Source organism: Pseudomonas sp. AC242 (assembly GCF_979258655.1).
Genome location: NZ_OZ409873.1, coordinates 6,079,388 through 6,102,289 on the forward strand (window position 1 = coordinate 6,079,388; position 22,902 = coordinate 6,102,289).

At 58.6% G+C, this 22,902-nt stretch carries 19 protein-coding genes; 8 read left to right on the plus strand and 11 right to left on the minus strand.

Annotated features, from left to right (window positions below):
* Position 1 precedes the first annotated feature (1 nt).
* The 3 genes from ACZZ0A_RS27440 to gpmI all read right to left on the minus strand — a co-directional run bounded on the left by ACZZ0A_RS27440 (position 2) and on the right by gpmI (position 4,436).
* Positions 2–1,321, minus strand: a complete 1,320-nt coding sequence (locus ACZZ0A_RS27440; RefSeq protein ID WP_007909222.1) for a S41 family peptidase — start codon at positions 1,319–1,321, stop codon at positions 2–4.
* Between the two features lie 31 nt (positions 1,322–1,352).
* Positions 1,353–2,639 carry a murein hydrolase activator EnvC family protein gene (locus ACZZ0A_RS27445; RefSeq protein ID WP_463543985.1) on the minus strand — a complete coding sequence of 429 codons (1,287 nt, stop codon included), beginning with the start codon at positions 2,637–2,639 and terminating at the stop codon, positions 1,353–1,355.
* 267 nt (positions 2,640–2,906) lie between these two features.
* Positions 2,907–4,436, minus strand: coding sequence for a 2,3-bisphosphoglycerate-independent phosphoglycerate mutase (gene gpmI / locus ACZZ0A_RS27450; RefSeq protein ID WP_414916179.1), 1,530 nt, complete (start codon positions 4,434–4,436; stop codon positions 2,907–2,909).
* 153 nt (positions 4,437–4,589) lie between these two features.
* Here gpmI and ACZZ0A_RS27455 point away from each other — a divergent pair, with 153 nt between their 5' ends.
* From ACZZ0A_RS27455 to secB, 3 genes are read left to right on the plus strand one after another with little or no spacing between them, the layout of a single operon-like run.
* Complete coding sequence (locus tag ACZZ0A_RS27455; RefSeq protein ID WP_007909228.1) at positions 4,590–5,003, plus strand: rhodanese-like domain-containing protein; 414 nt, start codon at positions 4,590–4,592, stop codon at positions 5,001–5,003.
* Position 5,004: 1 nt separating this feature from the next.
* Positions 5,005–5,259, plus strand: a complete 255-nt coding sequence (gene grxC, locus ACZZ0A_RS27460; RefSeq protein ID WP_008080561.1) for a glutaredoxin 3 — start codon at positions 5,005–5,007, stop codon at positions 5,257–5,259.
* A 57-nt stretch (positions 5,260–5,316) separates the two neighbouring features.
* Positions 5,317–5,802 carry a protein-export chaperone SecB gene (secB, locus tag ACZZ0A_RS27465; RefSeq protein ID WP_007909233.1) on the plus strand — a complete coding sequence of 162 codons (486 nt, stop codon included), beginning with the start codon at positions 5,317–5,319 and terminating at the stop codon, positions 5,800–5,802.
* 166 nt (positions 5,803–5,968) lie between these two features.
* On the opposite strand, the gene ACZZ0A_RS27470 is transcribed toward secB, so the two are convergent.
* Positions 5,969–6,424: a tRNA (cytidine(34)-2'-O)-methyltransferase gene (locus ACZZ0A_RS27470; protein WP_007909235.1), complete on the minus strand. Its 456-nt coding sequence runs from the start codon at positions 6,422–6,424 to the stop codon at positions 5,969–5,971.
* Here ACZZ0A_RS27470 and ACZZ0A_RS27475 point away from each other — a divergent pair.
* A complete protein-coding gene (locus tag ACZZ0A_RS27475; protein WP_095113967.1) occupies positions 6,423–6,863 on the plus strand; it encodes a hypothetical protein in 441 nt (146 codons plus the stop codon). The two genes, ACZZ0A_RS27470 and ACZZ0A_RS27475, sit on opposite strands and share 2 nt — an antisense overlap.
* Before the next feature lie 192 nt (positions 6,864–7,055).
* Positions 7,056–9,053, plus strand: a complete 1,998-nt coding sequence (locus ACZZ0A_RS27480; RefSeq protein ID WP_463543986.1) for a leucine-rich repeat domain-containing protein — start codon at positions 7,056–7,058, stop codon at positions 9,051–9,053.
* Positions 9,054–9,549: 496 nt separating this feature from the next.
* Here the strand turns inward: ACZZ0A_RS27480 and ntrC are convergent, their stop codons facing one another.
* From ntrC to glnA, 5 genes are all read right to left on the minus strand, one after another.
* Positions 9,550–10,986: a nitrogen regulation protein NR(I) gene (gene ntrC / locus ACZZ0A_RS27485; RefSeq protein ID WP_007909238.1), complete on the minus strand. Its 1,437-nt coding sequence runs from the start codon at positions 10,984–10,986 to the stop codon at positions 9,550–9,552.
* A complete protein-coding gene (gene glnL / locus ACZZ0A_RS27490; RefSeq protein WP_007909240.1) occupies positions 10,983–12,068 on the minus strand; it encodes a nitrogen regulation protein NR(II) in 1,086 nt (361 codons plus the stop codon). Before glnL ends, ntrC begins: the two co-directional genes overlap by 4 nt.
* Before the next feature lie 231 nt (positions 12,069–12,299).
* Positions 12,300–12,923 (minus strand): DUF4124 domain-containing protein, encoded by a 624-nt coding sequence (locus ACZZ0A_RS27495; protein ID WP_463543987.1) that lies wholly within the window; start codon positions 12,921–12,923, stop codon positions 12,300–12,302.
* A complete protein-coding gene (locus ACZZ0A_RS27500) occupies positions 12,920–13,435 on the minus strand; it encodes a DUF4124 domain-containing protein (RefSeq protein WP_414916176.1) in 516 nt (171 codons plus the stop codon). Before ACZZ0A_RS27500 ends, ACZZ0A_RS27495 begins: the two co-directional genes overlap by 4 nt.
* A gap of 289 nt (positions 13,436–13,724) precedes the next feature.
* Complete coding sequence (glnA, locus tag ACZZ0A_RS27505; RefSeq protein ID WP_007909254.1) at positions 13,725–15,131, minus strand: type I glutamate--ammonia ligase; 1,407 nt, start codon at positions 15,129–15,131, stop codon at positions 13,725–13,727.
* Between the two features lie 329 nt (positions 15,132–15,460).
* On the opposite strand from glnA, the gene thiI reads away from it, so the two are divergent.
* Complete coding sequence (gene thiI, locus ACZZ0A_RS27510) at positions 15,461–16,915, plus strand: tRNA uracil 4-sulfurtransferase ThiI (protein WP_007909256.1); 1,455 nt, start codon at positions 15,461–15,463, stop codon at positions 16,913–16,915.
* A 139-nt stretch (positions 16,916–17,054) separates the two neighbouring features.
* Positions 17,055–18,875: a translational GTPase TypA gene (gene typA / locus ACZZ0A_RS27515; protein ID WP_003220792.1), complete on the plus strand. Its 1,821-nt coding sequence runs from the start codon at positions 17,055–17,057 to the stop codon at positions 18,873–18,875.
* Positions 18,876–18,962: 87 nt separating this feature from the next.
* Here the strand turns inward: typA and ACZZ0A_RS27520 are convergent, their stop codons facing one another.
* Together ACZZ0A_RS27520 and ACZZ0A_RS27525 are read right to left on the minus strand one after the other, a co-directional pair.
* Positions 18,963–19,490 carry a hypothetical protein gene (locus ACZZ0A_RS27520; RefSeq protein ID WP_463543988.1) on the minus strand — a complete coding sequence of 176 codons (528 nt, stop codon included), beginning with the start codon at positions 19,488–19,490 and terminating at the stop codon, positions 18,963–18,965.
* 189 nt (positions 19,491–19,679) lie between these two features.
* Positions 19,680–20,117, minus strand: coding sequence for a YkgJ family cysteine cluster protein (locus ACZZ0A_RS27525; protein WP_007909261.1), 438 nt, complete (start codon positions 20,115–20,117; stop codon positions 19,680–19,682).
* A 259-nt stretch (positions 20,118–20,376) separates the two neighbouring features.
* On the opposite strand from ACZZ0A_RS27525, the gene ACZZ0A_RS27530 reads away from it, so the two are divergent.
* Complete coding sequence (locus ACZZ0A_RS27530) at positions 20,377–22,827, plus strand: glycogen/starch/alpha-glucan phosphorylase (RefSeq protein WP_463543989.1); 2,451 nt, start codon at positions 20,377–20,379, stop codon at positions 22,825–22,827.
* Positions 22,828–22,902 lie beyond the last annotated feature (75 nt).

Genomic DNA, 22,902 nt, shown 5'->3' on the forward strand with positions numbered 1-22,902 from the left:
CTCAACGGCCGGACGTAATGCTCAGGCCTTTGAGCAGGCTCAGGGCCTGGGCCAGTTGGTAATCGTCATCCTGCGGCATCGCTTTGGCCTTGCCGCCGGAACCGCTCGGTTTGTCCGCACCGCCGTTGCCGTTGCCCAAGTGACCTTGCAGGTCGGCTTCCTTGAAGTAGTCGCCATCGGCCTCGCTGGTGATCTTGGCCTTGCGCACTTCGATGTCCGGAACGATGCCCTGCGCCTGGATCGAGCGACCATTTGGCGTGAAGTACAGCGCCGTGGTGATCTTCAGTGCGCGGTCGTTGTTCAGCGGCAGCACGGTTTGCACCGAGCCTTTGCCGAAACTGGTGGTGCCCATGACCACGGCACGTTTCTGATCCTGCAGGGCGCCGGCGACGATTTCCGAGGCCGAGGCGCTGCCACCGTTAATCAACACGACCATCGGCACCGCTTCGCTTTCGTCTTTACCGGTGGCCGAGAAGCGCAGCTCGGAGTTGGCGATGCGGCCTTTGGTGTAGACGATCAGGCCTTTGGTGATGAAGTGGTCGACCACTTCCACCGCCGCCTGCAACACGCCGCCCGGGTTGTTGCGCAAGTCGAGAATGATGCCGTTGAGCTTCTTGCCGTTGTCCTTGCGCAGCTTGGCCAGAGCCTTGGAGACCTCTTCGCCGGTCTTGACCTGAAACTGGGTGATGCGGATGTACGCATAGCCGGTTTCCAGCAGCTGCGCCTTGACGCTCTTCACCTGAATCACTGCGCGGGCGAGGGTCACGTCGAACGGCGTGCCGCCATCGCGTACCAGCGTCAGAGTGATTTTCTGGCCGATCTTGCCGCGCATCTTGTCGACGGCTTCGGTCATGGTCTGGCCGCGCGTTGGCTGGCCGTTGATCTTGACGATGAAGTCGCCGGCCTGAATGCCGGCCTTCGACGCCGGGGTGTCGTCGATTGGCGAGACGACTTTGATGAAACCGTCTTCGGCGCCGACTTCAATGCCCAAACCGCCGAATTCACCGCTGGTGCTTTCCTGCAGCTCGGTGAAATCTTCCGGGCCCAGATAGGCCGAATGCGGATCAAGGTTGCTGAGCATGCCCTTGATCGCGTTTTCCAGCAGGGTCTTGTCGTCCACCGGCTCGACGTAAGCGGCTTTGATCCGGTCCATGACCTCGGCAAAGGTGCGCAACTCTTCCAGCGGCAGCGGTGCCTTGGAGGTCGCGGCAGTGCCTGCCGGAGCGACGGCCGGGGCCGGTTGCGCGGCAAACGCCAGAGGCGCGCCGATCACCAGAGCGATCGTCAGGGCCAGCGAGGTAAGGCGGGACAAATGCAGCATGTCGAACGAACTCCTGAATTAGGCGGCACGCTTATCCTTGCGCGCGGCACCATTGTGCTGGATCACTCGGGTGACCCTGCTGACGAATTGCGAAATACAGCGCTGGTGTGTCCTGACCGCCACTGTTACCGACAGTGGAGATCGACTCACCGGCTTTAACCACGTCCCCAGCCGACTTGAGCAGCGTCTGGTTGTGACCGTAAAGACTCAGAAAACCATTGCCGTGATCAAGGATCACCAGCAGCCCGGCACCGCGCAACCAGTCGGCGAAGACCACGCGACCGCCATGCACGGCATGCACCTGGCTGCCGGCGGAGGCGCTGATCATCACGCCGTCCCACTTGGTCCGGGCGTCGTCGCCACGGCTTTCGCCGAAGCGTGCCAGCAGTCGACCATCAACCGGCCAAGGAAGTTTTCCCCGGGTTGCAGCAAAAGGGCCACCGAAGGTCTCGCCGCTGCTGGAAACCAGTGCGCCGGGAGTGGATCTGACTGGTTTTCGTGGGGCGTCGCTGTTTTCAGCCTGCGCCTCACGCAAACGCTTTTTTTCCGCTTCCTGCTGGGCGATCAGCGCTTTCTGTCGCGCTTCTTCTGCCTCACGAGCCTGGCGGGCCAGGGTTTCTTCAATGGTTTTAAGGACTTTAGACAGATCTGCCTGATCCTGCTCACGCGCGGCGAGTTTCTGGTCGCGGGCCTTCACGTCGTCGTTGAGCTTGGCGAGGACTTGCTGGCGTTCCTTGCGAACATTTTCCAGTTCGTCGCGCTGACTATCGAGGCTGCTTTTCTGTACCAGCAATTGCGCCTGCTGGGCGGCAATGTCTTTTTCGACATTGGCCAGTTGGCGCAGGGTTTCGTTGAAGTTCTTCAACTGCTCCAGGCGGGCCTGGCTCAGATAATCATAATAGGTGAGGGTGCGGGCGAATTTCTCGGGATTCTGCTGGTTGAGCAGCAGCTTGAGGTATTCCTGCCGACCGTTCTGATAGGCCGCTCGGGCCTGAATGGCGATCAGTCGCTGCTGTTCAGTGCGCGCGCTCTGGAGTTTTTTTTTCTCTGCATCGAGCCGCTGCAGCTCGGATTCGCTTTTCTGCAGTTCTTTCTGCAGCGCATCGACCTGTTTCTGCAGCTTGCCCAACTCGGTTTCAGTGCCCTTGAGCTCTTTCTGTACGCCGGACTTTTCTTCCTGGACTTTGCTCAGCAGCTTTTTCAGCTCGGCAATGTCCTGACGCGTGGCGTCCAACTGCTGTTGGGTTTGCGCGCGCTCGTCAGCGAAGGCCGGTTGGAGCAGGCAGGTCAGAGCGAGGGCGATCAGGACGCGGAGCATAGAGGCGGGCGGCACCAGGGTAAGGGACGGCCTAGTATGCCCGCCCGAGGCTGCAAAAAAAACGCCCAATTGGGGCTGTGTGATAACTGGACCAAGCAATACACCGAATTCCATTTCGAAAACTCCATAAACCACTGTGGGAGCTGCGGTGCGACGATTCGACTTGCCAGCGATGGCGTCTGCACATTCAACATAGATGTTGGCTGTCAGATTGCTATCGCTGGCAAGCCAGCTCCCACAGGGTTTTGTGGTGTTTGATCGGACGGATTACACCAGGATAGACGTGCCGGTCATTTCCGCTGGTTTTTCCAGGCCCAGCAGCTTCAGCATGGTCGGTGCAACGTCCGCCAGCACGCCGCCTTCACGTACTTTCAGGTCGCGCTTGCCGACATAAATGAACGGCACCGGCTCGGTGGTGTGCGCAGTGTGAGCCTGGTGGGTTTCTTCATCGGCCATTTTTTCGACGTTGCCGTGGTCAGCCGTGATCAGTGCTTCACCGCCAACCTTTTCCAGCGCATCGACAATGCGACCGACGCAGGTGTCGAGGCATTCAACAGCCTTCACTGCCGCGTCAAACACGCCGCTGTGGCCGACCATGTCGCCGTTGGCGTAGTTGACCACGATTACATCGAAACGCTGGTTTTCGATGGCCTCAACGATACGGTCGGTGACTTCCGGCGCGCTCATTTCCGGCTGCAAGTCGTAGGTGGCGACTTTCGGCGACGGGATCAGGATGCGCTCTTCGCCCGGGAACGGTTCTTCACGACCGCCGGAGAAGAAGAAGGTCACGTGGGCGTATTTTTCGGTTTCAGCAATGCGCAGCTGGGTCTTGCCGTTCTTCGCCAAGTAGTCGCCCAGCACGTTTTCCAGGCTGCCCGCGGCGAATGCCGACGGAGCCGGAATGCTGGCGGCGTATTGGGTCAGCATGACGAAACCGGCCAGTTTCGGCTGGCGTGCGCGTTCGAAATCCTTGAAGTCGTCTTCGACGAATACGCGGGTCAGCTCACGGGCACGGTCGGCGCGGAAGTTCATGAACACCACGGCGTCGCCGTCTTCGACTTTCACTGGCTCACCGATGGACGTGGCTTTGACGAATTCGTCGCTCTCGCCACGGGCATAAGCGGCTTCAAGGCCTTCCTGCGCCGTGGCAGCGTTGAATTCGCTGTTGCCATCGACGATCAGGTTGTACGCCTGAGCGACGCGATCCCAACGGTTGTCACGGTCCATGGCGAAGTAACGGCCGATGATGCTGGCGATGCGGCCCTTGCCGAGCGCCTGGAAGGTCGCATCAAGCAGCTCGATCGACGATGCCGCGCTTTTCGGCGGTGTGTCGCGGCCATCGAGGAAGGCGTGCAGGTAGATTTTTTCGGCGCCGCGCTTGAACGCCAGTTCGGCCATGGCGATCAGGTGATCCTGATGGCTGTGTACGCCGCCATCGGACAGCAGACCCATGAAGTGCACGGCTTTGCCAGCGGCCACGGCTTTATCCACAGCGGCGCAGATGGTCGGGTTCTCGAAGAACTCGCCGTCGCGGATCGATTTGGTCACACGCGTGAAGTCCTGATACACCACGCGACCGGCGCCAAGATTCATGTGGCCGACTTCGGAGTTGCCCATCTGGCCGTCCGGCAGGCCGACGTCCATGCCGCTGCCCGAGATCAAGCCGTTCGGCACGCTGGCCCAGAGGCGATCGAGAACAGGCTTCTTCGCCGCAAAAACGGCATTGGATTCGGGGCTGTCGCTGTGACCGAAGCCGTCGAGAATCATCAGGACCAAAGGTTTAGGCGTAGTCGTCATGGAATCCACTCGTGGCTAATAAAGAAGAGGGCGATGGAAAAGGGAGTTGGAGTTTAAAGCTAAGTTCCGACCGCGTCACCGCCGGACGGGGTTTGGCCGACCATAGTGGCTGTGTATACTGGCCGACATTTTAACGCCCTGGAACCTCCTTCGATGGTTGCTCACCTGATTGAATTTGCCACTAACCACTACATTCTTGTCGGTATCTTCGTCGTACTGCTGGCTCTGCTGCTGGCGCACACGATGCAGGGCGGCGGTAAAAGCCTGAGCACCGGCGAGCTGACCGCGCTGGTCAATAAAGATGCAGGCGTGGTGGTGGACATCCGTCCGGCCAAGGATTTCGCAGCCGGCCACATTGTTGGCGCGATCAATATTCCCCAGGACAAACTGGCTGCGCGCATTGGCGAGCTGGAAAAACACAAGGCCAAGACCATCATCCTGGTCGACGCCCTGGGCCAGACCGCTGGCACTCACGCCCGCGAACTGATGAAATCCGGCTTCACCGCCGCCAAGCTGTCCGGCGGGATCTCCAGCTGGAAAGGCGACAACCTGCCGCTGGTGAAGTGATATGAGCGAAGTCATCGTCTACTCCAGCGATTACTGCCCTTACTGCTCGCGCGCCAAGTACCTGCTCGAGAACAAAGGCGTGGCCTTCAAAGAGATCAAGGTCGATGGCAAGCCGCAGGTGCGCGCCGAAATGGCCCAGAAAGCCGGACGCACGTCCGTGCCGCAGATCTGGATCGGCAGCAAGCACATCGGCGGTTGTGACGATTTGTATGCCCTGGAGCGCGCCGGCAAGCTCGACGCGCTGCTCAAGGCCTGAACGGCTGCACCCACGTACAGCAATCCCTTAAAGACCCGAGATCAGAAAGGATCTGAGATGACTGACCAACAGAACACTGCAGCCAGCGAAGAAGAAACCGCACCGCAATTCTCCTTGCAGCGCATCTACGTACGCGACCTGTCCTTCGAAGCCCCGAAAAGCCCGGCGATCTTCCGCCAGCAGTGGGATCCGGCGGTCGCGCTGGATCTGAACACTCGCCAGAAAGCACTGGAAGGTGATTTCTACGAAGTTGTGCTGACCCTGTCCGTCACCGTGAAAAACGGTGAAGAAGTCGCCTTCATCGCTGAAGTGCAACAGGCCGGTATCTTCCTGATCAAGAACCTGGACGCGGCCTCGATGAGCCACACCCTGGGTGCGTTCTGCCCGAACATTCTGTTCCCGTACGCGCGCGAAACCCTGGACAGCCTGGTGACCCGTGGTTCGTTCCCGGCGCTGATGCTGGCCCCGGTGAACTTCGACGCTCTGTACGCGCAAGAACTGCAGCGCATGCAGGAAAGCGGCGAGACGCCAACCGTTCAGTAAGACGGTCTGGGCTACAAAGAAAAAAGCGCCGTAACAGGCGCTTTTTTCTTGGCTGATCGTTCCTACGCTCCGCGTGGGAATGCCTCTGGGGACGCTCCGCGTCCAGTGACGCGGAGCGTCACGGGCTGCATTCCCACGCAGAGCGTGGGAACGATCAGGTGTGGTGTTACTTGAAGTCGTTCTGGCGCCAGGCTTCGTACACTGCGACCGCAACGGTGTTGGACAGGTTCAGGCTGCGGCAGCCTTCGCGCATCGGCAGGCGCAGGCGCTGTTCCGGCGGCAGCGCGTCGAGCACTTCCGGCGGCAGGCCACGGCTTTCCGGGCCGAAGATGAACGCATCGCCAGGAACAAACGCGGCATCATGAAACGGCCGCGAGCCTTTGGTGGTGAACGCGAACAGCCGCGGGTTGCCAAGGCTTTCCAGGCAACTGGCCAAGTCTGCGTGACGCTGCAGCGTGGCATATTCGTGATAGTCGAGACCGGCGCGGCGCAAGCGCTTGTCGTCCATCTCGAAGCCCAGCGGTTCGATCAAATGCAGGTGGCAGCCGCTATTGGCGCACAGCCTGATAACGTTGCCGGTATTCGGCGGAATTTCTGGTTGAAAAAGGATGACGTGAAACATGCACGGCTCCGAAGGTAAAGATGAGCGGCATTCTACGCCGCCTGTGGACAACCGTTCGAAACTATTGCCGCGAGTCATCGGTTCGCTGGCGATTGTCGGCGTGATGATCGGTTTGATGATCGGCCGTCTGACCACGCCGGATCCGACTGTGCTGCAACAAGTCGAGGTGTCAGAGCAGGGGTTGGTGGTGTGGTTCAACAACGAACCCAAGCTGCACGGTGAAATCATCGATGGCACGGTGGCGCTATTGTTTCAGGCGGATGGCCAGGCGCAGAAGGGGCAACTCAAGCTCAACGGCAGGGACGTGAACTGGCGTACGCGCATGAGCGATGGCGGGTTGTTGTTGACCGTATTGGCAGCGCGGCCGCTGCAGGGTAATTGGGTCGGCAGTGAGGTCGATGACCGCTGGCGGCTGGAGATACGCTTGCAAACGAACTGATCGGAATACTGCCGTCCTTCTCGACGTACTCCTACGCTTATTGACGTCGTTTCCCACTACGCTTGTCTGCCTTTCCACTCTCCTTGAATGCTTGCGCACGCTATCGTGCGTTCCTCTTTTAAACCGGCAGGATGCCGAAAGTCTTCGCCCCTTGCACGACTGCCAGGGGCGATTTTTTCAAGGATGAAAAAAATGCCAATAAAACCACCTGTCGGGGGCAGCACCCACGTGAAAGTGGATGCTTCGACCAGTCCAACCCGACCGGCCGACGTGGACATTCCGCTCCCCGGCCCATCGGGCCGCAGAGGTTCCGGTTCAGGACTCTCCGCCGATGATTGGCAGCCGCGTGCCGGGTCGTCCAGGGCTGTTGACGCAGATGCCACTGGTGCGACTCCGGCGGTTATTATTCACGCGCCCCCCGTTGACGCACGTTTGCTCGCGCCTCAACCGACGCTGGACCATTACGTAATCAATGCCCGGGCGTTACTTCCAGAAGCCAACGGCGAAGGCTTGAGGGTTTTTAACAAGCGCACCTACGCTGAAGTGGCCGATGGTGATTTTGTCCATGTCGCCGTGGACCCCGAGACGGGACTGCATCGGGCCCGACGGCCAAGTGAGTTGCTTTTGGGGCCGGTGATGCTGCGTGACGCCGATAGCGGTTTTTGGTACCCGCGTACGGTCGTTGAGCCAACTACCCGAGCGCAGGTTCGAAGCTACCTTCCGAAAGCGACCGATCAACACGCGGATGACTTTATCGCCCGGTTTGGTGACAAGGATGTGGCAGATGTGGAACTCAAGCGGATTCAGCTTGGGCTACTGCAACTGGACTACGAACACGTCAGCATCCCGGACCACCAAAATCGCATTCTAGGGAAACATGGCGTAGATGAGGCGTTTGCCATGTGGAGTACGCTGCGCAAATTGTACAAGTGGAAAAGTAAGCCTGATCAACGGGTCTACAGCGATGGGCGGCTATCGGGTTTCAAGCTGGATATCAATCTCACGCTATGGCCAGTCGATAAGCTGCTTTCATTGAAATTCAACTCAGTCGTTTCTCTTACGTTAAGAGGTCATGCGCCGCTGAACCCTGAGGTGTTTTTTGCGCAATTTCCCAACATTGAAAGTCTGACGGTCACAAGCCAGATGATCACCAGAAGTACCTCCGATGCCTCTATGTATGAGCATGCTTACTCAAGATTCGATCTGGGTTCGCGCTTTGCCGAGCAATTAGCGAGGCTCCCCCGTTTACGAGAGTTGAACCTGCAGGATTGTGATTTTCAGGATGACTTTTCGCTGAGGGGCATGACCAGGCTGCAGGTGTTGAGGCTAGGTAAAATACAGGCGGCGAGGCTGAATCATTATCCTGACGACTTGCGCGCTAGGTTGTCTCTTCAACACCCGAGCGTTGTTTTGCTAACGGATCCTGACATCGCCGGGATGACCGAGTTGCGCGTGTTGGACCTGACAGGCTCCGGAATACACCGAATCCCTATCGGGCTTGATACCGACGACGGGCCGTCAAGGCTGGAGGTATTGCGACTGGGCGACAACGCGTTTTCTGTTGCACCTTCACTTAAAGCAATGACTGCGTTGCAGGAGCTGGATCTTTCCAACATGAGGTTGGACAGGTTTCCGGACGGCATCACCGATAAGATTCCCGGGAAAGTGTTGAATCTGGCGAACAATCGAATTGCCGCGATCCCGGAATCCATCGAACTCAGAGCGGGCTTCAATCTCAGCGGCAACCCCATCACGGATCCGGCCTCCCTGCGGCGTCTGATACATGCGCGTATAAAAACAGGCGCCGACATCTGGCTGGGAGAGGAAAGTGCTGATCGGTCGGCAAACCTGTGGCTGCGAAATGTGCCGCCATTGGAATTACCTGAAAAACTGAAGCTCTGGGACAGCTTCGGCGGTGCAGCAAGTGACGTGATCAATGGGATTCGGAAGCTGAGTCGTACGCCTGAATTTCACGTCGAGCATCCGCTTTTGCAGCGGCGGGTGTGGTGGTTTCTGGATGCCTATACGAAGGCTGAGCCAAGCGAACAGGCAAGGATGAGGGACATTCTGCTCAATGAACCCAGCCCCGGAAAAATGCTCGACAGGCTTGAAGCACAAATACGGGAATATGACTCGGGGCGGCAAAATCAGCCCCTGCATCATTTACCCAAACGTCCGAAGCTTAATTAACGCCGGGCTGAACACCTCGGCGATTGGTGTAAAAGCGGGAATCCCTGACCTGCCTGTATCAGGGTTCCCAAAACGGGTGGACTTCGCTGTGAGCGTCGGTCCGGTGTAAAGAGGGAACCCCCGGCCTGCCTGTACCAAGGATCCCAAAAGGGTGGGCTCGTCGCGTTGCGGTATGAGCCCGGTGTAAAGAGGGGAATCCCCGGCCTGCCTGTACCAAGGTCCCCGAAACGGGTGGTGAATCGAATCACCTGTAAGGGTTATTGCAGGGGGCGTGCCAGGTTTTAATGTGTTGAAACAAAAAATCTGATCAGAAACACGAAAGCCCCGGGATTCGGGGCTTTCGTGCATTTGGGTAGTTGATTTTTCAGTGGTTTCAGAAGCGAATGTGGCGATGCGGCTGTGCGCGATCGCGGGTCATTGTGCATTGATGCGGTGCACGGCGTTCCGATGAGGGGCTGGATTTTGAATTCACAACAGCCCTCAAGCGAACAAACCGTTAACCCTCATCCCCCTCATCATCATCGCCACCATCGACCTTCATGCCCAATTCCTTGATTTTGCGCGTCAGGGTATTGCGCCCCCAACCGAGCAAAACCGCGGCATCACGCCGGCGCCCGGCGGTGTGCTTCAGGGCCGTCTCGATCATGATTCGCTCAAACGCCGGCACCGCACTGTCGAGCAGGCTCGACTGACCGCGCGCCAGCGCCTGATCGGCCCACTGACGCAACGCCTGCTCCCAATTGGTCACTGGCGCCGAGTCCTGCGGCAGGTTCAGTAGCTCCGGCGGCAGGTCGCTGATGTGTACTTCGCGCCCGGAGGCCATCACGGTGATCCAGCGGCAGGTGTTTTCCAACTGCCGCACGTTGCCGCCCCACGGCAGGTTTTTCAGGTATTCCTCAGTCTCGCTCTTCAGCAGTTTCGGCTCGACCGCCAATTCCTGCGCGGCACGGCTGAGAAAATGCTTGGCCAGGGTCGGGATGTCTTCACGACGGTCCGACAGGCGCGGGATGTGGATACGGATCACGTTGAGGCGATGGAACAAGTCCTCACGGAATTTCCCGGCGTGTACCAGGGTTTCCAGATTCTGGTGTGTCGCGGCGATGATGCGCACGTCGACCTTGACCGGCACATGCCCGCCCACGCGATAGAACTCGCCATCCGCCAGAACCCGCAGCAGACGGGTCTGGGTATCCGCCGGCATGTCGCCGATTTCATCGAGGAACAGCGTGCCGCCGTCAGCCTGTTCGAAGCGCCCGCGACGCAGATTCGCCGCGCCGGTGAACGCGCCTTTCTCATGGCCGAACAGCTCGGATTCCATCAGGTCCTTGGGGATCGCCGCCATGTTCAGCGCAATGAACGGCGAGGCCGCGCGCGGGCTGTGGCGGTGCAGGGCGTGGGCGACCAGTTCTTTACCGGTGCCGGATTCGCCGTTGATCAGCACGGTGATGTTGGAGTGGCTCAAGCGCCCGATGGCGCGAAACACTTCCTGCATCGCCGGCGCTTCGCCGATGATTTCCGGGGTGCGGGTCAAAGCAGGCACGACTTCCAGGCCTTGCTGTTCTTGCGCATGCTGATTGGCACGCTTGACCAGCGACACGGCCTCATCAACGTCGAACGGCTTTGGCAGGTATTCGAACGCGCCGCCCTGATACGAGGCGACAGCGCTGTCCAGATCGGAGTGAGCGGTCATGATGATGACCGGCAACCGTGGGTGCTGTTCGCGAATCCGCGCCAGCAGATCCAGACCGCTGGCACCGGGCATGCGAATGTCGGAAATGATCACGTCCGGCTGCTGACGGGCCAAGCGACTCATCACGCCATCGGCGCTGTCGAAGCTCTGGGTGGTCATGCCTTCCTGCTGCAAGGCCTTTTCCAGCACCCAACGGATAGAACGGTCGTCATCGACGATCCACACGGTTTCACTACGGCTCATGTCGATGTGGCTCCTTGTTCCAGTGGCAGAAAGATCGAGAAGGTGGTGTGGCCTGGATGGCTGTCACACTCGATCAGGCCCTGGTGCTGGCTGATGATGTTCTGGGTAATGGCCAGGCCCAGCCCGGTACCGTCCGGGCGACCGCTGACCATGGGAAAGAAAATGGTTTCCTGAAGTTCCGCCGGGATCCCCGGACCGTTGTCGATGATCTCGATCTTGGTCACCAGACGATGGCGGACGTGGCCGATGGTGAACTGGCGCATGGTTCGGGTGCGCAGACTGATGCGGCCCAGGCGCAGCTCGTTCTGGCTGCTGATCGCCTGCATCGCGTTGCGCACGATGTTCAACACCGCCTGAATCATTTGCTCGCGGTCGATCAAGACGTCGGGAATGCTTGGGTCGTAATCGCGCACCAAGGTGATGCAGCCCTGACTTTCGGCTTCAACCAGTTGGCAAACGCGCTCCAGCACTTCGTGGACGTTGCACATGGCCAGCGACGGCAGCTTGTTCGAGCCGAGCATGCGGTCGACCAGATTGCGCAGGCGGTCGGCCTCTTCAATGATCACGTTGGTGTAATCGCGCAGGCTGTCTTCCGGTAGCTCGCGGGCCAGCAGTTGCGCGGCGCCACGGATACCGCCGAGCGGATTCTTGATTTCATGGGCGAGACCGCGCACCAGCATCTTGCTGGTTTCCTGCTTGGACAGTTGCGCCTCTTCCTTGGTGATCCGCAGCAAGCGGTCACGCGGATGAACCTCCAGCAGGAGCATGGTCGCGCCGTTGCTGAGGATCGGCGTCACCGCGTAATCCACGGTCAAGGTCTGGCCGGTGAGGGCGGTGAGCATCGCTTCGCGTTTGGTAAACGGGTGCGCCTGCTCTACCGCTTGGCGCAACGAATTCAGCGCCTCGGTGGATTCGGTAAACAGCTCGCTGATGAATTGCCCATGGCTACGCTGCCCGCTGATGGCGAGCAGCATCTCCGCCGCCGGATTCATGTACTCGAGGCGCAATTCGGCGTCGAGCAGGATGGTGGCGGTGGTCAGGTTGTCGAGCAGCAAACGGTGGATTGCGTCGCTAATAGTCATCGGAGCCTCTTTTGGGGGCGGAGCGTGCGCAAATAACAAGCGTCGGTGAACTGAAAATGCAAAAACCAAACCAAGGCTCTGAAAAGAAGCGTTCAACGCCTGAAACAGGCGTTTGACGCTCGTTTGAGTGGCAGGGTGCCAGCTCGAACGGGAAGTTTCGAACCAAAATGGGTTGGATTGTGGGTACGGTGCAATCTATTGCACCAATATAGTGCGCAAAGCTGAACGGCGTTAGAAGAAACGCAGGAAGGGATTTTTCGGCTCTTCGGGTTTGTCTTTCAACGGGCATTCCGGGCGTACGCCGTAGTCGTCGGCGACGCAGGGTTTGACCTGGCGTTTCTGCGCGAGGGAGATGCGCAGCATGTGGAACGGCTGGTTGGCGGTGCGTTCGACGGTGCGGCCCTCGGCATCGAGTATTTCCACGGACAGGTTATGGCTGCCACGATCAATGTTGTTCAGCGGGAACACCGGACTCAGACCGGGTTCGCCGGTGGCTTGGCCATCCAGCAACAGGCGATAACGGTGGCCGCGTTGCAGGCCGGGTTCGCTGGTGACGCTGACGATGATCTCGCCGGCACTGCTGCGAATTGTGGCATCGGGTTCGGGCACCAGAATGCGCAGCATGTCGTAGTGGAACGGTGGTTGTTCCGGGGATTTTTTTGCGGTGGTGATCGGCGCAGCGGCGCCGGGGTTGGCCGACATGCGATTGCTGGTCGCGATCGGTACGCGCTTGGCGTTGCTGCGGGGCTGGTCGGTGTAGACACGATTGCCCTGAGCATCGGTATAGGTGAAGACCTCTGCTGAAGCCTGCAGGGTCAGCAGCGCCAGCACGACGAACAAACATGCGCGGATCATGGCTTGTGCACCCGCTGTACGCTGAGGAGAACTGGCGGGCTCTGCTGTATGACCGTTTGCCCGTCAATCACCTGCACCGCTAGACGATGTTCACCGCGATCAACGTTCACCAGTTGCAGGATCGGCACGTTGCTCGGCTGACCGTAAGGCTCATCGTCCAATACCAGCCTTAATTGATGCGGCGGCAGCAGGCGGGGTTTGATCAGCACTTGAACGGTGAACGTGCCGTTATTGGCGCGCAGGGCCTCTTCGGTGGGCAAACCAGCGAGTTCAAGAATGTCATAGGCGTTGGGCGCAGGTTCACGGTTGTCGGTTTCGGGCGCGGGTGGTGCGCTGGGCGCCTGAGGCTCGACCCGATTGAGCGGCGGCAATTCCACCGGTTGTGCCTGCACGCCGTCCGGCGAGTGATCGCTGTACACCGTGTGGCCGTTGGCATCGGTGTATTTGTAGATCTGCGCGGCGGCGGGCAGGGCGATCATCAGCAATAGAATGTAGAGAAAGGTGCGACCCATGAAATCGACCGGGATTGAAAGCGATGGGGTGCAGCATAGGACAGGTGTGGCGGTTGGCCCAACCCTGCACACATCCAGAGATCATTCATACACCACAATTGATCGTTCCCACGCTCTGCGTGGGTACGCCTCAAGGGACGCTCCGCGTCCAGTGACGCGGAGCGTCACGGGCTGCATTCCCACGCGGAGCGTGGGAACGATCAGCATCACGTCATAAATGGCAGGCAATAAAAAAGGCCTCCCGAAGGAGGCCTCTTTTTGTCACGCCGAAAAACGCGGCGCTACCGGATCAGCAGCTGTAGTACAGCTCATATTCCAGTGGGTGTACGAAGGTGCGAACCTTGATTTCTTCTTCCGATTTCAGCGCGATGTAAGCGTCGATGAAGTCGTCGGAGAATACGCCGCCCTTGGTCAGGAACGCGCGGCCCTTGTCCAGCTCTTCCAGGGCTTCTTTCAAGCTGCCGCAAACTTGCGGGATCTCTTTCGCCTCTTCAGGCGGCAGGTCGTACAGGTTTTTGTCAGCAGCGTCGCCTGGGTGGATCTTGTTCTGGATACCGTCCAGACCGGCCATCAGCAGTGCTGCGAAGGCCAGGTAAGGGTTGGCAGCCGGATCCGGGAAGCGGGCTTCGATACGGCGGGCTTTCGGGCTCGACACGTAAGGAATACGGATCGAAGCGGAACGGTTGCGAGCCGAGTAGGCCAGCATCACTGGAGCTTCGAAGCCTGGAACCAGACGCTTGTACGAGTTGGTCGCCGGGTTGGTGAAGCCGTTCAGGGCCTTACCGTGCTTGATGATGCCGCCGATGAAGTACAGAGCGGTATCGGACAGGCCGGCATAACCTTCACCGGCGAAGGTATTCTTGCCGTCTTTCCAGATCGACATGTGCACGTGCATGCCCGAACCGTTGTCGCCGTACAGTGGCTTCGGCATGAAGGTCGCGGTGCGACCGTAAGCGTCAGCAACGTTGTGCACAACGTACTTCAGGGTTTGGGTTTCGTCGGCTTTCTTCACCAGGGTGTTGAACTTGACGCCGATTTCGTTCTGGCCGGCAGTCGCCACTTCGTGGTGGTGAACTTCGACGGTCAGGCCCATTTCTTCCAGTGCGTTGCACATGGAGGTACGGATTTCGTGGTCGTGGTCGAACGGCGGAACCGGGAAGTAGCCACCTTTGACGCCTGGACGGTGACCCTTGTTGCCGCCTTCGATGTCCTGGTCGGACATCCACGAACCTTGCTCGGAGTAGATCTTGAACATCGAGCCGGAGATGTCCGACTTGAATTTCACCGAGTCAAAGATGAAGAACTCAGGCTCAGGACCGGCGAACACGGTGTCACCGATACCGGTGGCTTTCAGGTGTTCTTCGGCACGCTTGGCGATCGCACGTGGGTCGCGGTCGTAGCCTTGCATGCTCGAAGGTTCGATGATGTCGCACACCAGGATCAGGGTGGCGTCTTCGGTGAACGGGTCGAGTACGGCAGTTTCGTCAACCGGCATCAGGATCATGTCGGAGGCTTCGATGCCTTTCCAGCCAGCGATGGAGGAACCGTCGAACATTTTGCCGACTTCGAAGAAGTCTTCATCCAGCGCATCGCGAGCCGGCATGGTCACGTGGTGCTGAGTGCCTTTGGTGTCCGTGAAGCGCAGATCAATCCACTTGACGTCATGATCTTTGATGAGTTGAACCGTCTTCGACATATGTCCTCCGGGTGGCTTCGGGCTTAGTAGTGGATGCCCTTAGAATTTGGGTGATGCCGGCGCGAATACTCTGCCAAGGCAACCTGCCTCACAAGGGAGCAAATTGCATGCCAGTGCCCCAGCATGGGTTTTTTGCCCCAAATTCACGCTTATAAAGGTGCAAAGCACCTCAATGCGGAAAATCTCGCCCTTTAATGTAGCGTCATAAATCGAAAATGACCCGTTTTGGTGCGTGCAAAACCTTCTGCACATTAACTGGTTAAACCTTGAGCAATTTCCGCTATAATCCGCGCCCCCCTTTTTCGGCTGGCCGTTCGCGCGCTGTTTTCATGAAACTAATCGTAAAAGTCTTCCCCGAGATCACCATCAAAAGCCGACCTGTCCGGACGAAGTTCATCCGCCAGTTGGCCAAGAACATCCGCACCGTGCTCCGCGACCTGGACCCGGCCGTGGTGGTGAACGGTGTGTGGGACAATCTCGAACTGGAAACCCGCGTTACCGATCCCAAAGCCTTGAAAGAGATGGGCGAGCGCCTGACCTGCATGCCGGGCATCGCGCACTTTCTGCAGATCGACGAGTACCCGCTGGGCGACTTCGACGACATCACCGAGAAGTGCAAACAGCACTACGGCGATGCACTGGCCGGGAAGATTTTCTCGGTGCGTTGCAAGCGTGCCGGCAAGCACGCATTCAGCTCGATGGATGTCGAAAAATACGTCGGCAGCAAGCTGCGCCGTGAGTGCGGTGCCGCCGGGATCGACCTGAAAGCGCCGGAAATCGAAGTCCGCATCGAAGTTCGCGACAAACGGTTGTTTGTGATCCACAGCCAGCACAACGGCATCGGGGGTTACCCGCTCGGTGCCCTTGAGCAGACGCTGGTATTGATGTCCGGCGGCTTTGACTCGACCGTTGCGGCCTACCAGATCATTCGTCGCGGCCTGATGACGCACTTCTGCTTCTTCAATCTGGGCGGGCGTGCCCATGAATTGGGCGTGATGGAAGTCGCGCATTTCATCTGGAAGAAGTACGGCAGCTCGCAACGCGTGCTATTTGTCAGTGTTCCGTTCGAAGAAGTGCTGGGCGAAATTCTCGGCAAAGTCGATAACAGTCATATGGGCGTCGTATTGAAGCGTATGATGTTGCGCGCGGCCTCCAATATCGCCGACCGCCTGCAGATCGAGGCGCTGGTCACCGGCGAGGCGATCTCCCAGGTGTCGAGCCAGACGCTGCCGAACCTGTCGGTGATCGACTGCGTGACCGACAAACTGGTCCTGCGTCCGCTGATCGTGGCGCACAAGCAGGACATCATCGACACGGCCAACGAGATCGGCACTGCCGATTTCGCCCGGCACATGCCGGAATACTGCGGGGTCATTTCGGTCAATCCGAAAACCGCCGCCAAACGCGGTCGTGTTGAACACGAAGAGAAAGAATTCGACATGGCAGTCCTCGAGCGTGCGCTCGAAAACGCCAAACTGGTGCCGATCGATCGGGTGATCGACGAATTGGGCCAGGACGTACAGATTGAAGAAGTCAGCGAAGCACTGGCCGGCCAGATCGTGATCGACATCCGTCACCCGGATGCCGCCGAGGATGAGCCGCTGGAACTCGCTGGCGTAGAAGTACAGACGATGCCGTTCTACGCAGTGAACGCTCGTTTCAAGGAGCTGGATCCGACTCGCCAGTACCTGCTGTATTGCGACAAAGGCGTGATGAGTCGCCTGCATGCTCACCATTTGCTCAGTGAGGGGCATGCCAATGTGCGCGTTTATCGACCGAGCTAAGTGCCCGGGGCTGTTTGCCTGTGGCCTGCGTCACCGGCCCCCCGACACCGCCGTCAAGCTGTAACGGCCATGCCGGACACTACTGCTAATCGCTGCCAAGACTTGTCAGCAAACCGAATCCTCTGATCGAGATACACAAGTGATCGAAAATCTACGCAACATCGCCATCATCGCCCACGTTGACCATGGTAAAACCACCCTGGTAGACAAACTCCTGCGTCAATCCGGCACACTGGAGCGCAACGAGCTCAACGACGAGCGCGTGATGGACTCCAACGACCAGGAAAAAGAGCGCGGTATTACCATTCTGGCGAAAAACACCGCCATCAACTGGAACGGCTACCACATCAACATCGTGGACACCCCGGGCCACGCCGACTTCGGCGGCGAAGTTGAACGCGTAATGTCGATGGTTGACTCCGTTCTGCTGCTGGTTGACGCTCAAGACGGCCCTATGCCGCAAACCCGTTTCGTGACCAAGAAGGCTTTCGAAGCCGGCCTGCGTCCAATCGTGGTAATCAACAAGGTTGACCGTCCAGGCGCGCGTCCGGACTGGGTTCTGGATCAGATCTTCGACCTGTTCGACAACCTCGGTGCTACCGAAGAACAACTGGACTTCCAGGTTGTTTACGCTTCGGCCCTGAACGGTATTGCCGGTCTGGATCACACCGCCATGGCGGAAGACATGACCCCGCTGTACCAAGCGGTAGTCGACCACGTTCCGCCTCCGGCCGTTGACCGTGACGGTCCGTTCCAGATGCAGATCTCCGCTCTGGACTACAACAGCTTCCTGGGTGTTATCGGTGTTGGCCGTATCGCTCGTGGTCGCGTCAAGCCGAACACCCCGGTTGTCGCTATCAGCGCCGACGGCAAGCGCCGCAACGGTCGTATCCTGAAGCTGATGGGTCACCACGGTCTGCACCGCATTGACGTTGAAGAAGCAGCAGCCGGCGACATCGTCTGCATCAGCGGCTTCGACGAGCTGTTCATCTCCGACACTCTGTGCGATATCAACACCGTCGAGGCGATGAAGCCGCTGACCGTTGACGAGCCAACCGTTTCCATGACCTTCCAGGTAAACGACTCGCCATTCTGCGGTAAAGAAGGCAAGTTCGTGACCTCCCGTAACATCAAGGATCGTCTGGACAAAGAGCTGCTGTACAACGTTGCACTGCGCGTTGAAGAAGGCGACTCGGCTGACAAGTTCAAGGTTTCCGGCCGTGGTGAGCTGCACCTCTCGGTACTGATCGAAACCATGCGTCGCGAAGGCTTCGAGCTGGCCCTGGGCCGTCCTGAAGTGATCATCCGTGAAGTTGACGGCGTGAAGCAGGAACCGTTCGAAAACGTAACCATCGACATCCCTGAAGAATCGCAGGGCAAGGTCATGGAAGAGATGGGTCTGCGTAAGGGCGACCTGAGCAACATGGTGCCGGATGGCAAGGGCCGTGTTCGTCTGGAATACAACATCCCTGCTCGCGGTCTGATCGGTTTCCGTAACCAGTTCCTGACCCTGACCAACGGTGCTGGCATCCTGACCTCGATCTTCGACCGTTACGCTCCAGTGAAGTCGGGCCACATGTCCGGCCGTCAGAACGGCGTTCTGGTTTCGGTTGAAACCGGCAAGGCACTGACCTACTCGCTGGAAACCCTGCAGGCTCGTGGCAAGCTGTTCGTAGAACACGGCCAGGAGATCTACAACGGTCAAATCGTTGGTCAGAACAGCCGCGACAACGACCTGGGTGTAAACCCAACCAAAGGCAAGAAGCTCGACAACATGCGTGCTTCGGGTAAAGACGAAACCATCGCTCTGGTACCACCTGTTCGCTTCACCCTGGAACAGGCTCTGGAATACATCCAGGAAGACGAGCTGTGCGAAGTTACTCCTAAGTCCATCCGTCTTCGCAAGAAGATCCTGGACGAAAGCGAGCGTACCCGCGCTGCCAAGAAAGCCAAGGCGTAATTTAGCCCGCGCTTGAAAAAACGCCCCCGGTCGCGAGACCGGGGGCGTTTTTGTTTGTCTGCGATCAACAGCGAAGCAATGGGCAAATCAAGCGTCGAACCAGCGAAACGCGAGGAAGGTTTCCGCGATCTTGCGCAGTACAGCCTTGTCCGCTTTGTTGGCTATGCCATCGCCGTTCACATCGGAGTTAGTGAAGGAGTCGAGGCTGCCGTCATTGTCACCATCGTACGCGGCTGCGCGTCGGATCTTGATGGGTTTGCCGAGCTCGCCATCGTCTTCACTGAATTGAAGCGTGACCACATTGGGTGTGCCGTCCTGATGATGGTCGGTTGCGCCAATTTTCAGATAGCGCTCCCAGTTATCGCCGGCATTGAACCAGTTGAGCTGCAGGAAGACCTCGGCAAAGGCCGTGAGTAGCAACTGATCCTGAAAATTCTGCAGTCCGTCGCTGTTGATATCACCCGCGAAGCCGAACTCAATGCAGCCATCGGCGGACATATCCAGTGCAAAAGCTTCGTGGACGAGGTTGGCAGAGCCATTGTGGAAGTGCAGCTGCACGGCATCGGCTTTGCCGTTACCACTACGATCCTGGGCTGTCACTTTTAAATAACGCATGAGCATCTTCTCTGAGGGAGTGATGCTCCACACTAGTGTTGGGGAGAGATACTTACTGTCGGGTGAATGCTTGATAAAGCATAGGAAATTGCGACAAGCGGGTATGGTCGAGTTACCCGTTCCTGTAAGAACAATCTACGGATGGCACTTTCAGTACGGAGCTCGCCTTTGGCCAACTCCGGGGTTGGGTCAGAACCGCTCGATCGCCCGGAAATTCTGCTCGCGCACCACTTCCTTTGGCTTGTACGCGCAATACCCAGGCCGCGGCCCGATCTTCGGGTGATTGCGGCAGGTATCCGGGCGCTTGTCATAAATGGTGCACAAGCGGCTCTTACGATCCAGGTAGTAGCAATCGTTGTTGCTCATGCGCTGCAGGGTGAAGATGCCGGACTTCTGGTTGAAGCGTTCTACCAGACCTTCCTTTTGCAGGCGTTTGGCGATGTTCTTCGGCGGATCGCCCAGTTCGAACTCGTCGACCACACCGATGCGCACCAGATCTTTGATCTTCACCTCGACCGGCAGCGTGCAGCAGCTGGACACGCAGGAACCGCACATTGGGGCTGAGTATTTCGCCCACGTATCGAGACGATCGATCTCAGCGGCGGCAATCAGGTTGGGCTTCATCATCGGGAGTTACCAGGCGTGTGTGCATCAGGGCGCGCGATCATACCGGGACTGGTGGATTTTTGAACAACCTTTCGCCAGATTTTTTCTGCATACAGGCACATTGCCGGACAATTCGGCACGGCCCCTGCATTCATTAGCTCACTCGCCAAGGTAATGCCGGGCTATCTCACAGTCTCAGGAAATACTGCCGAACCAGAGCCCTCACCGTCGGTCAGACCGTCTAGGCTCAGACAATTCCCGCTCGCTCGAGGTCCTATTGATGACTCAAGAACCACTAGTTCGCGAAGCAGAGGTGGCCGCATTCCGCGACGCCGTCCTGACCAAGCTCACCTACGCGGTGGGCAAAGACCCCGATCACGCCTTCGACCATGACTGGTTCGAAGCCATTGCGTTGGCGGCGCGTGATCACATGGTCGAACACTGGATGGACCACACCCGGCAGATCTACCGCAAAGGTCAGAAACGGGTGTATTACCTCTCGCTGGAATTTCTTATCGGCCGTTTGCTCTACGACAGCCTGAGCAACCTTGGCCTGCTCGACGTTGCTCGTGAAGCGTTGACTGAGCTCGGTGTCGATCTGGAGCGCATCCGTTTGCTGGAGCCCGATGCGGCGCTCGGCAACGGCGGCCTCGGGCGTCTGGCGGCGTGCTTCATGGAAAGCATGTCGACCCTCGGCATTGCCGGCCACGGTTATGGCATTCGTTATGAGCACGGCTTGTTCCGCCAGGCGATTGTCGATGGCTGGCAGCAGGAGCAGACCGAGCACTGGCTGGATTTCGGTAACCCGTGGGAGTTCGAACGGCCAGAAGTCGTGTACTCCATCGGCTTCGGCGGCAGCGTTGAAACCGTCACCGACATTTCCGGCAAGTCCAAACAAGTCTGGTCGCCGGCGGAAACCGTCCGCGCCATTGCTTACGACACGCCAGTGGTGGGCTGGCGCGGGGCGAGCGTCAACACCTTGCGGCTGTGGCGTGCGCGCGCCATGGAAGATTTGCACCTGGAGCGTTTCAACGCTGGCGACCACTTGGGTGCCGTCGCCGAGGTTGCCCGCGCGGAAAGTATCTCCCGCGTGCTCTACCCGGCGGACAGCACTGAAGCAGGGCAGGAGCTGCGCCTGCGCCAGGAATACTTCTTTGTCGCTGCTTCCTTGCAGGATTTGCTGCGCCGTCACCGCAACATGCACACCTCGGTGCTGACCCTGGGCGATCACGCGGCGATCCAGCTCAACGATACGCACCCTTCGATTGCCGTCGCCGAACTGATGCGCCAACTGGTCGACGTCTATGACGTGGCGTGGGATGCCGCGTGGCAAGTGACCGTCGACACGCTGTCATACACCAACCACACGCTGCTGCCGGAAGCACTGGAAACCTGGCCTGTGGGCTTGATGGAACGCATGCTGCCACGGCACATGCAGATCATTTACTTGATCAACGCTCAGCACATCGACTCCCTGCGGGCCAAAGGCATTCACGATTTCGACGTGCTGCGCGCGGTGTCGCTGATCGAAGAAGACAACGGTCGCCGGGTACGCATGGGCAACCTCGCTTTCCTCGGTTCGCACAGCGTCAATGGCGTGTCTGGCTTGCACACGCAACTGATGCGCAAAACCGTATTCGCCGAACTGCACAAGCTCTACCCGGAGCGGATCAACAACAAAACCAACGGCATTACCTTCCGCCGCTGGCTGTATCAGGCCAACTCCGAACTGACTTCGATGCTGGTCGATGCGCTGGGGCCGGATTTGCTGGATAACCCGGAAGAGCGACTGCTCGATCTCGAGCCGTTCGCGGAAAAAACCGCGTTCCGCAAAGCTTTCGCCGAACAGCGCCTGCACAGCAAAAAAGCTCTGGCCTATCTGATTCACGAACGCTTGGGCATCGCGGTCAATCCGGCGGCGATGTTCGACGTGCAGGTCAAACGGATCCACGAATACAAACGCCAGTTGCTCAACCTGATGCACACCGTGGCGCTGTATCAGGCGATTCGCGCCGAGCCGGAAGTCGACTGGGTGCCACGGGTGAAAATCTTCGCCGGCAAGGCTGCGGCGAGTTATCACCAGGCGAAACTGATCATCAAGCTGACCAACGACATCGCCCGGGTGGTGAACAACGATCCGACCGTGCGCGGCTTGCTGAAAGTGGTGTTCCTGCCCAACTACAACGTCAGCCTGGCGGAGAGCATTATTCCGGCGGCGGACTTGTCCGAGCAGATTTCCACCGCAGGCTTCGAGGCGTCAGGCACCAGTAACATGAAGTTCGGCCTCAACGGCGCGCTGACCATCGGCACGCTGGACGGTGCAAACGTGGAAATGTGCGAACGCATCGGCGCCGAGCACATGTTCATCTTCGGCCTCAGCGCCCAGCAGGTCGAAGCGCGCAAACAGAACCACGAGTTCAGCGCAGTGCCGGACATCGCCGCGTCCCATCGTCTGAACGATGTGCTGCAAGCGATTCGCGGCGGGGTGTTCTCGCCGGATGACACCTCGCGTTATACCGGGCTGATCGATTCGCTGGTGGATTACGACCGCTTCCTGGTCTGCGCTGACTTCGACTCCTACTGGGAAGCGCAGAAACGCGTTGAAGCGCATTGGCACGATTCCAACAACTGGTGGCGTTCAGCGGTGCTCAACACGGCGCGGATGGGCTGGTTCTCCTCGGATCGGACGATTCGCGAGTACGCCACGGATATCTGGAAAGCGCTGGAGTAACTTTCCGTTCGGCTCGATATAATCGCGTGCCGGAAAAGATCGCAGCCTTCGGCAGCTTCTACACAGGTGTTCGCA